Genomic DNA, 11,306 nt, shown 5'->3' on the forward strand with positions numbered 1-11,306 from the left:
TTCTCCTTTTCTTATTCTGAATCTTTTGGTGTTTCTGTAAATTCTTTCTTAGGTTTGTGGTCCTTGTGATGACGTGGGCGGTGAGGACGCTCAGACTTTTCACCTTTTTCATCATGCTCAGGTTTTGGCGGACGAGGAAGAAGAGCCTTCATAGAAGCATCAACACGTCCTTTTTCATCAATCTTGATAACCTTAACGTCGACTTCATCACCGATAGCTACCAAGTCCTCGACACGGTTGGTACGAGTCCAAGCCATTTCCGAAATGTGCACAAGTGCATCTGTCTTATCAAAGAGATTGACAAAAGCACCGAATTTCTCGATACGAACAACCTTAGCATGGTAAACTTCATCCACTTTGGCTTCACGAACCAAGCCAGCGATGATTTCTTTGGTTCGGTTAATGGCATCTTGGTCGCTAGAGTAGATAGACACATTTCCTTCTTCGTCGATATCAATCTTAACACCTGTTTCAGCGATAATCTTGTCAATCGTTTCTCCACCCTTACCGATAACAATCTTGATCTTGTCCACATCGATCTTGATGGTATCAATTTTCGGAGCAGTTGGAGCCAATTCTGGACGAACTTCTGGAATGGTTGCTTCAATGACATCAAGGATTTCAAAACGGGCTTTCTTAGCTTGAGCAAGAGCCTCAGTCAAGATTTCTGCAGTAATCCCTTGGATCTTGATATCCATTTGAAGGGCTGTAATCCCGTCACGAGTACCTGCAACCTTAAAGTCCATATCTCCAAAGTGGTCTTCCAAACCTTGGATATCTGTCAATACAGTGTAGTTATTTCCATCTGAGATGAGACCCATGGCAATACCAGCTACTGGCGCCTTGATTGGCACACCACCAGCCATAAGGGCAAGCGTTCCCGCACAGATAGAAGCCTGAGATGAAGAACCGTTTGATTCCAAGACTTCTGCAACCAGACGGATAGCGTATGGGAATTCTTCCAAGCTTGGCAAGACTTGAGCAAGGGCACGCTCACCAAGAGCACCGTGACCGATTTCACGACGACCTGGTGCACCGTAACGACCCGTTTCCCCTACAGAGTATTGAGGGAAGTTGTAGTGGTGCATAAAGCGTTTCTTGTACTCTGGATCCAAACCATCGATGATTTGTGTTTCTCCCATCGGAGCCAAGGTCAAAACTGAAAGAGCCTGAGTTTGTCCACGAGTGAAAAGACCAGAACCGTGCACACGAGGAAGGAAGTCAACAACCGCATCCAAAGGACGAATTTCATCGACCTTACGTCCGTCAGGACGCACCTTGTCTTCTGTGATCAAACGGCGCACTTCAGCGTGTTCCATTTGTTCCAAGATTTCAGCCACATCACGCATGATTCGTTCAAATTCTTCATGGTCTGCATATTTTTCTTGGTAAACGGCTGTCACTTGATCTTTCACTGCTTGAGTCGCAGCTTCACGAGCCAATTTTTCTTCTACTTGAACCGCTTTTTGGAGTTCGCTGTTGTAGGCTGCGATGATTTCAGCCTGCAATTCAGCATCCACATGAAGCAATTCCACTTCTGCCTTTTCTTTACCGACAGCAGCAACGATTTCTTCTTGGAAGGCAATCAATTCTTTGACTGCTTCATGCCCTTTCAGAAGGGCTTCCAACATGATTTCTTCTGATAATTCTTTGGCACCAGACTCAACCATGTTGATAGCGTGCTTGGTTCCAGCTACTGTCAATTCAAGAAGCGAACGCTCTGCTTGTTCTTGACTTGGGTTGATGATGATTTCACCGTCGACATAGCCAACTTGTACCCCAGCGATTGGGCCGTCAAATGGAATATCTGAGATAGACAATGCCAATGATGAACCAAACATAGCTGCCATTGGAGCAGAGGCATTTTCATCATAAGAAAGCACGGTGTTGATAACTTGTACTTCATTACGGAAACCTTCCGCAAACATAGGACGGATTGGACGGTCAATCAAACGCGCTGTCAAAGTCGCATCTGTTGAAGGGCGTCCTTCACGTTTCATAAAGCCACCAGGAAACTTCCCAGCCGCATACATTTTTTCTTCGTAGTTGACTTGAAGTGGGAAGAAATCCCCTGTTGCCATTTTCTTAGACATAACGGCCGCAGTCAAGACGGTTGACTCACCGTAATGCACGACAACTGAGCCATTTGCTTGCTTAGCAACCTGGCCAGTCTCTACAACCAACTCACGACCCGCAAAAGTCGTTTGAAATACTTGTTTTGTCATTAAAATCCCCTTTGGATTAATTATATTATACGTCTTGCCTACAAAGATCAAGATACTAAGGACGTCAAAAGCAAAGTAAAAATATGAAACTGACGAAGTCTTCGATGAAGACAAGACAGTTTATCTTTTTTACACAGCTTTTCGGCCGGATTCAATTACTCATGATAGCATAAATTGACGCAGTGTGCGATGCACACTGGGAAATCTATCTTTTTCACTAGGGATTTAGCCCGTGTTCAACTATCTAGATACTTTGAAATATCTAAGAATAATATTCTCTAGCATCTGTCTATTTTTGTTAGATTTAAATTGCTAAAAATCTTTTTATACCCTCATCTTTGTATCAAGTACGTACAGAGTCTATTTTATCATATTTTTCTTAAAAAGTGCGGGCTTTTCTATTAAAAAGGAACCATCCCCCTCGCTTGAGAAGAATGGTTTGCTTTTTATTACCCTAAAGACTGATGATTAAACAAGGCATGGGTTGCTTGGTGGATGTATTTGGCTGTTTCAGCATTGTTCATGGTATACAAATGCACACCTGCGACATCCTGAGTGACCAAGTCCACGATCTGATCCACTGCATAGGCAAGTCCTGCTGCTCTGAGCGACTCAGGGTCATGCTCATACTTGTCTAAGATGGCCTTAAATTTACGTGGAAGGTGGATATTCTCACACGTTTTCAAGAGACGAAGCGCTTGGTTACGGTTAAGAATAGGCATGATTCCCGCATGAATGGGAACATCAATACCTGCCAAGGTACACTTATCTTGGAAATCATAGAAACGCTCATTATCAAAGAAAAGTTGCGTTACGAGACTTGAGCAACCTGCATCCACTTTTTTCTTGAGATTTTGAATATCTGAGATCTGGTTTGGCGAGTCAGGGTGCCCCTCTGGATAGCAAGCTCCGACAATATCAAAATGCGGCGCTTGTTCCTTGATGAACTCAATCAAGTCCGTTGCGTAGCGGAAATCCTTTTGCGGTTCCACATCAGGAATGATGTCCCCACGTAGAGCCAAGATTTTTCGCACACCAACCTTATCCAAGTCCGCAAGTGTCTCTGCAACCTTCTCCTTAGTCAGATAGATAGCTGGCAAGTGGGCAATAGTTGGAATCGCCAAATCATTCTGGATAAAGTCAGCCAAACGAACCGTTGTTTCCTTGATATTAAATTTATTATTGCTGGCGGTCACACTGATAAAGTGCGGTGTCAGCTCCCGCATATCCTGCAAGGCTGAAATAATTTTATCATTACCCACAGCTGGGTTTGGAGGGAACACTTCAAATGAAAGTGACGGCGTTTGGCGTGACATAGTCATTATCCTTTTCTTTTTGATTTCATTATTGCTGAGCCAGCTAGGGCCAAGCTATTCCTTGATCAGTCAGGGTCAAGAGAGAAATCTTATCTTACAATTTCTCACGCGCAGCCTTAGCTGCTTCGACAAGGCGAATCAAGCTTTCTTTTGTTTCTGGGATACCACGTGTTTTCAAACCACAGTCAGGGTTAATCCAAACCTTCTTGCTTGGTACTTTAGCAAGGATAGCTTCGATTGTGTGGTCGATTTCGCCTTCATTTGGCACACGAGGAGAGTGGATATCGTAAACCCCAGGTCCCACTTCTGTTTGGAAGTTTTTCGCTTTGAGTTCGTCCAAGATTTCAAGGTTTGAACGGCTTGCTTCAAAGGAAATAACGTCCGCATCCATGTTGTCAATAGCTGGGATGATATCTGTAAATTCTGAGTAACACATGTGAGTGTGGATTTGAGTATCTGGCGCTACTGTTGAGTGTACCAAGCGGAAGGCTGGAATAGCCCAGTCAAGGTAGTCTTCGTACCAGTCGCTACGACGGAGTGGCAATTTCTCACGAAGAGCAGCCTCGTCGATTTGGATGATCTTCACGCCTGCAGCTTCAAGGTCGAGCACTTCATCCTTAATAGCAAGAGCGATTTGAAGAGTAGAATCCTTGATAGAGATGTCTTCACGTGGGAATGACCAGTTAAGGATGGTAACAGGTCCAGTCAACATACCTTTAACAGGTTTGTCAGTACGGCTTTGTGCGTAGCTAGACCATTTAACAGTGATTGGGTTAAGACGAGTGACATCACCCCAGATGATTGGTGGTTTCACTCCACGCATACCGTATGATTGTACCCAACCATTCTTAGAGAAGAGGTAACCTGACAAGTTTTGACCGAAGTACTCAACCATGTCATTACGCTCAAACTCACCGTGTACAAGCACGTCAAATCCAACTTCTTCTTGCCATTTGATCCATTCGTCGATCGTTTCAGCAAGGAAGGCATCGTATTCTTCTTGTGACAATTCACCCTTACGGAAGGCCAAACGTTTGGCACGAACTTCCTTAGTTTGAGGGAATGAACCGATGGTTGTTGTTGGAAGAGCTGGAAGTTTGAAAGCTTCTTCTTGGATGGCTTCACGTTCTGCAAAGGCTGGCAAACGAGTGTAGTCAGCGTCTGTCAATCCAGCGATACGCGCACGAAGTTCTGCATTTTCACCCACACGTTCAGTCGCAAAGAGTTCTTTGTTAGCTGCAAGAGCTTGTTCACCTTGACCATTGCGGATAGCATCCAAGTCACGAAGTTCTTCCAATTTTTCAACCGCAAAGGCAAAGTGGTTCAAGATAGCTGGTTCAAATTCTTCGTTAGCAGTTGTAAATGGCACATGAAGAAGTGAGCATGAGCTTGTCAAAACAATGTTTTCAGCTGGGATTTGCTCAAGAACAGCCAAGCTCTTTTCGTAGTTGTTACGCCAGATGTTCTTACCATTGACGATACCTGCATAAAGAGTCTTGTCAGCTGGGAAGCCACCTTTAACAAGTTCAAGAGTTTTCTTACCTTCAACGAAGTCAAGACCGATAGCATCCACTGGCAAGTTTACAAGGTCAGCGTAGACGTCACGAACATCACCGAAGTAAGTTTGAAGCAATACTTCAAGACCTTTTTTATCAGCCAAAAGTTTGTTGTAGAGGTTCAAGAAGAGAGCTTTTTCTTCAGCTGTCAAATCTTTTACAAGAGCAGCTTCATCGAGTTGGATACGAGTTGCACCAAGTTCAGCCAATTTAGCAAAAACTTCTTGGTAAGCAGCTACAAAGCTATCTACGAAGTCTTCTGCTTTCACACCTTCTTCAAAGTCTGACAATTGAAGGAAAGTGAATGGTCCTACAAGGACTGGACGAGTGTTGAGACCAAGTTCTTTTGCTTCTTGGAACTCATCAAAGATCTTGTGACCTGCAAGTTTGACTTGAGTGTCTTTTTCAAATTTAGGTACGATGTAGTGGTAGTTGGTGTTGAACCATTTCTTCATCGGAAGGGCACGAACATCCCCTTTTTCACCTTGGTAACCACGCGCCAAAGCAAAGTAGCGCTCAAGGTCAGACAAGTCCAAGTTTTGAACAGAAGCTGGCACCACGTTGAAGAGGAAAGCAGCATCTAGGAAGTTATCATAGTGAGAAAAGTCATTTGATGGGATTTCAGTGATGCCTTTTTCTTTGACAATGTTCCAGTGTTTGGCACGCAATTCTTTTGCTGCTGCAAGGAGTTCTTCTGCTGAGATTTCTTTTCTAAAGTATTTTTCAGTTGTAAATTTTAATTCGCGGAATTCACCCAAACGAGGGAAACCGATGATTGTAGTTGACATGATGTGTCCTCCAAAATTTGTTGTTGAAACTATCTTAACAGAAAAGAAACTGTCTGTATAATTGTAAATAATTAGGCTTTGATATAGTTTGAAACTATATCACTCTTTTGGTCAAAAGAAAAAGGCTTGAAACAAATGTCTCAAATCCTTTGCATAGCTTGTTTTATAGCTATATTTTAGTTAGAATGCTCAAACGAGCTATTTATGTTTCTTATAAGTGACTATGACTTGTTATTAGAAAAGACTATAGCTCTATCCCCTTGTCACGGAGATTAGCCAGACACTCCTCATAGTAGGCAACGTCATGCTCACTGTAGATAGGATTGCCTAGCTTCTCCTCAGGCAAGTCTTGATAAGGAGGACAGGTTTTGCCACGGTAGTTCTTGTCCAACCATTCTGGACTGACATTATAGCCACGGTCAGCCATCTCCTTCATGATTAAGCGATGGTAGGCATAGAGACGATAGGGCGAGTGGGTAAAGACATAGTCAACCGTCGCATGCTTTCTGCCCCAGCCATTGCCACGCAGGGCGCAACACTCTCGATGTTGCCCCAAGAGCTGGGGACGGGGAAGTTGTGAAATCAAAGCCTCATGCCAAAGTCTCATGGGAGTCTCCTTTCAGCAAGGTAGAATGTTGCAGATAAGCATTTGGGTATCGTTCAAGCAAATCTCTCGTCTTAGCAATCAAGTCCTCCTTGGAAGCTTGAGCAAAGCGATAGCGATCCAGCAAGAGCATATAGTCCTTGCGCTCAACATCTGTTGCTTTCTTTTTGAAATAGCCCCAAATATGCTGAAAGGCATTGCAAACCTGACCCCTATGCTCAGAAATTTGGCAAGCACGGTCAATCAGTTCTTGAACATGACTCACCTCCACCACTTCATTCTTCAAGTATTGGCGAATCTCATTGTAAATATTGCTGGAATGGCTCAAAACGAGGTATTTATTTCTAGCCCAGAGTTGCTGGCACTGGGATTTTTGATTAGTTTGTTCCATGTTTCTCCTTACTTTCTATCAGTTTCCAGGAAATATGGAAACAAAGTTGTATCCTAAAAATTAGCGAATTATGAGCGGAATATGAGCGAATAAATAGTGTTTTTTGTAGATCCTGATTTTTCTAATAAGCCTTAGTCGACAATCCTTAAATACCTGAATAAGTCTCTACTAATAACTGAATCTTACGTAAAACCTCTTGTTTTTTCCGTTCACGCGCTCCCTGTCTACGAGAAGTTGGTGGAATAATCGAATCCAAATCAGTCCCACTGTTTTCAGCATAACCTCGTTGAATTGATTTGTCGATGAATAATTGATAATCAGCTACAAGTTTCTCAGATTCAGCTAGGTCGTGAATCGCAATTTTCTTGCGCTCCTTACCATATTCATAGAATGCATTGATAATCTCATCATGGTCTTGCAATTTTTGCAAATCGGTATCATTGATAAATCCAATAACCAACTCTTCTTTGGCACGAATATCGATACTAGAACGAATCACACGACTAACTTCTGCTTTCATTGCTTCTTTGGACTCAGAATTCTTCGATTTTTCAACAATCAATGCCAAAATATAGTCTAGGTTAATCTCATCTGTTTTTAGTAATTCAATTTCAAATTCAACATCTGAAAGGTCAACATCTAGATCTTTGGTCTTTTCATAGTTTTTAAGGTTCAAAAATTCATCTCGAATTTCCACATAGGCACTTCTTAAATCCTGAAGATAACCTTCAGAAATAGGTTTGTCAATTTCTTGGAATTCGTCATAATTTCGAAGAACATTATCAAGCTTCAACAACTCACCAAAGAGCCTAACAAACTCTTTTTTCTCATGCTCTGTTTCAATTTCCTGCGGATTCGGGAATCTTTCCAGAATTTCCCGACAGACTTCAGTATAGCCTTTGACCTCGATACCCGTTACTTGATCCACGAAACCATCCATGTATTCGCTAAAGCTTTTTTCTAAGATGATTTCAAGTTTGTTGGTATCCCCAAAAGTTTTAATAGCTTCTTGCGTAGCCTTTTCTAAATCACGGAAACAAACAATATTCCCAAAAGGTTTAACCTTGTTAAAAATTCGATTGGTTCTCGAGAATGCCTGAATCAAACCATGATAACGTAGATTCTTGTCAACAAATAGCGTATTCATAGTCGGAGCATCAAATCCTGTCAAGAACATACCTACTACAATCAGAAGGTCAACTTCTTTAGACTTAACTCTCTTAGAAAGGTCACGATAGTAATTTTGAAACTCCTTCCCATCAGTTGAGAAGTTGGTCTTGAACATTCGATTATAGTCATCAATCGCTTTTTCCAGAAACTCTTTAGAAGATTGAGGCATGGCTGTATCTTGCGGTTCTAATTCTTCGTCTTGAATTTCCCCATAAGCTGACTGTTCTTCATTTGGTGCGAAGCTAAAGATGGTTGCAACTTTCAAGCGTTTAGCTTCTGGTAAAGTTGCTTGTTGTCGCTGGAGTTCGTCATAGTATAACTTTGCTGCTTCAATACTTTGTACAGCTAGCATGGCATTAAATCCAAACAGTTGTTTTTGCTTATGAGTATAATGTTGATTTCGATGAGTTTTGTCATTGTAAACTCTCAACAGATACTCTGTGATAGTTGCTATCCGTTCTGGATGCAAAAGGAGTTCCTTCTCCATCTTTTTGAGTTTCTTCTCATCAACCTCTTGACCAACTGCTTTTTCTGCTTCTCTATATTTATTGATTTCAGGCTTGATATAGTTATAGTCAACCTTAAACTTCAATACTTTTTTATCTCGAATAGCATCTGTGATAACGTAGTTATGAAGTTGTTCTCCAAAAACTTCTTGTGTCGTTTCACCCGTCAAGCTATTTTCTGGGAAAATCGGTGTTCCTGTAAATCCAAACAAGGCGTACTGTTTAAAGGCCTTCTTAATTCGCTTTTGCGCCTTCCCAAACTGCGAACGATGACACTCATCAAAAATCAAGACACATTTCTTAGCATAGATTTCATGATTTGGATTCGCTGTTATAAATTTGTTTAACTTTTGAATGGTTGTGACAACGATTCGATCATCATTTTCTTCGATACTTCGTTGGAGTTCTTTGGTATTGTTGCTACCATTGACTGAATTTGGCTGGAATTTTTGATACTCCTTCATGGTCTGATAGTCAAGGTCTTTTCTATCAACCACAAAAATCACTTTGTCAATGTAGTCCAACTCTGTCGCCAAGCGTGCAGTCTTAAAGCTGGTCAAAGTTTTTCCTGACCCCGTTGTATGCCAGATATAGCCACAAGCATTGATAGTGCCAAAGTTCTTCATCTCATTAGATGAATGGATCTTGCGTATGATACTCTCAGTTGCTGCTATCTGATAAGGGCGCATGATGAGCAAGGTATTATCAGCATCAAAAACACAATACTTGGTCAAAACTTCTAAGAGGACTCGCTTACTTAAGAAAGTGACAGTAAAGTCCTCGAGGTCATGAATTGTTTTATTTTTGCGGTCCGCCCACTCACAGGTGAACTCATAATGATTTTTATTTTGAGCTGTTGTATTGGCAAAGTAGCGTGTATAAGTGCCATTCGAAATGACAAAAATCTGAATGTATTTGTATAAAGAATTTTCACTATTGAAACTTTCCTTACTATATCTATGGATTTGTTCAAAAGCTTGTTTGAGACTAACCCCTCGTCTCTTCAATTCAATTTGAACTAACGGCAGACCATTCACTAAAATAGTAACATCATAACGATTGGTATGGCTCCCCACCTGAGTCACTTGGTTAATGACCTGCATACTGTTATTGTGAATGTTTTTCTTATCAAGGATAAAAATATTTTTAATCCGTCCATCATCAAAGACAAAATCATAAATATGATTTTCTTGGATTTTGCGTGTTTTTTCAACTAATCCTTCATTGGGACAATCCAGATACTCCAAAACAAAGCGATTCCACTCAGTATCCGTAAAGGTCACTTTATTTAGTTTTTCAATTTGGACCTTGGCATTTGCTAAGAGTTCGGCAGGTGTGTGAATATCCAAGCGTTCGTAGTTAAGATAATTAACCAAATCAGAAATCAACTGATTTTCTAGGTCAGCCTCTGACTGGTATTCTCTATCTGTGCGATACTCTGGTTGATACTCAGCCAAGAGAATCCCTTCATTTGTTTCCGCAATTACTTCATGTACTTTTGAATAATCAACCATTTTCATTTTCCTCTTTAGGGTTAAATTTATAATTTTTCTCAAAACTATTGAATAATTCTATTAAGGTATTTTTTTCTCGTTCTTGCAATTCTCTAAACTCCAAGTCCGATTGACGATTATGAGTGAATAAATCAAACCTTTGAGCATATGGTTCTACATTTTCTTTGGTAATCTCCTCACCTGCCACCTCTAATCCTAATAAAACATCTTCCCATCTACTATAACCTAAAAATGTTGCTGTTTTCTCTGACAGATTTCTAAACAAAGCATAATGAAATTTTTCTACTCGTCCACTGTCTACAGCTTTACGTAACTCTTCTCTTACCTTTAGGTGGTATCCGAAGGGAGAATCTTTCTCAACGTCAGTTAAAATATATCTAACTTTATCTTCCTTATCAACTTCTTTTTTCATAACATAAAAGGACTTTTTTTTATTTGGTATTTTTCTGTCAAATCGTATTTCATTGTACAAAACATTATAAAAAAGTGGTTGGTGAGAAGAAATAATAAACTTTAAATCAGTGCGTTTAGATTTGGTAATAATTTCCTTTAAAAAAATAGCGGAATCAATAGTATTGTTATCATCTAACGAAGAAATTGGATCGTCAATATAAATATACTTAAAGTCCTGAAAATCAGAGTCAATCTCTGGATCGCTTAACTCTTCAATAATAAGTTCCAAAAGAGTTAGGAATATAGACCAAACAAATATCCTCTCCTCACCTCTAGAAATTTTGACTGTATCACCATCTAAAGTAAAGCGAATTCCCTTAAAATCACTCACCAATCTTGGAACACGCTGGTCTCCAATAATATCAAAAATCGGGAATCCAGAACTATCATTAGCCTGTCTCTCAATATCCTCAAAACTTGGAACTATGAGGTTATGGACATACTTCTGAAAGTTGATAATAACTTGTTCAAATTGTTGCTGTTCTTCTAAAAACTTACCAAAAAAAGTACGTTTATCATATTTGAGGTAGCGATCTTCATCATTTTCTAAATCATTTTCCCAAGTAAAAAGATCTTCTGTGAAAGCGTTAAAATAAAGTATTTTCTTTACTTTTGACTCTTCATCATTTTCCGAGATATTTAATTTATCCTTTAAAATTGTAGATAGCCTTGTTTTCCCTGTAGCATTAAAAGCATAAATTAAATGCACCTTCTTATCACTTGAGATCAGTTCGTCTGCAACATCTTCCAATGTATCAAATACTTTATCATCCGCCATGATTC

General features: G+C 40.3%; 7 protein-coding genes. All 7 read right to left on the reverse strand.

The features are described from left to right. Positions 1-11: 11 nt before the first annotated feature. Entirely contained in the window at positions 12-2,225 is a 2,214-nt protein-coding gene (gene pnp / locus HF881_RS03890; RefSeq protein WP_169446540.1) for a polyribonucleotide nucleotidyltransferase, read from the reverse strand. Positions 2,226-2,674: 449 nt separating this feature from the next. Continuing rightward, on the reverse strand, positions 2,675-3,541 hold the full coding sequence (metF, locus tag HF881_RS03895; RefSeq protein ID WP_049479138.1) for a methylenetetrahydrofolate reductase [NAD(P)H]: 867 nt from the start codon (positions 3,539-3,541) through the stop codon (positions 2,675-2,677). Positions 3,542-3,635: 94 nt separating this feature from the next. Continuing rightward, complete coding sequence (gene metE, locus HF881_RS03900) at positions 3,636-5,885, reverse strand: 5-methyltetrahydropteroyltriglutamate--homocysteine S-methyltransferase (RefSeq protein WP_125398937.1); 2,250 nt, start codon at positions 5,883-5,885, stop codon at positions 3,636-3,638. Positions 5,886-6,129: 244 nt separating this feature from the next. Further along, positions 6,130-6,492, reverse strand: coding sequence for a TIGR02328 family protein (locus HF881_RS03905; protein ID WP_125398938.1), 363 nt, complete (start codon positions 6,490-6,492; stop codon positions 6,130-6,132). Next, positions 6,476-6,880, reverse strand: a complete 405-nt coding sequence (locus HF881_RS03910) for a YbgA family protein (protein ID WP_125398939.1) — start codon at positions 6,878-6,880, stop codon at positions 6,476-6,478. The genes HF881_RS03905 and HF881_RS03910 overlap by 17 nt, the downstream gene beginning before the upstream one ends. 145 nt (positions 6,881-7,025) lie before the next feature. Beyond that, complete coding sequence (locus HF881_RS03915; protein ID WP_125398940.1) at positions 7,026-10,070, reverse strand: type I restriction endonuclease subunit R; 3,045 nt, start codon at positions 10,068-10,070, stop codon at positions 7,026-7,028. Further along, positions 10,063-11,301 carry an anticodon nuclease gene (locus HF881_RS03920; protein ID WP_169446541.1) on the reverse strand — a complete coding sequence of 413 codons (1,239 nt, stop codon included), beginning with the start codon at positions 11,299-11,301 and terminating at the stop codon, positions 10,063-10,065. The genes HF881_RS03915 and HF881_RS03920 overlap by 8 nt, the downstream gene beginning before the upstream one ends. Positions 11,302-11,306 lie beyond the last annotated feature (5 nt).

Origin of the sequence: Streptococcus sp. WB01_FAA12, from assembly GCF_012843315.1 — a bacterium.
Classification (GTDB): domain Bacteria; phylum Bacillota; class Bacilli; order Lactobacillales; family Streptococcaceae; genus Streptococcus.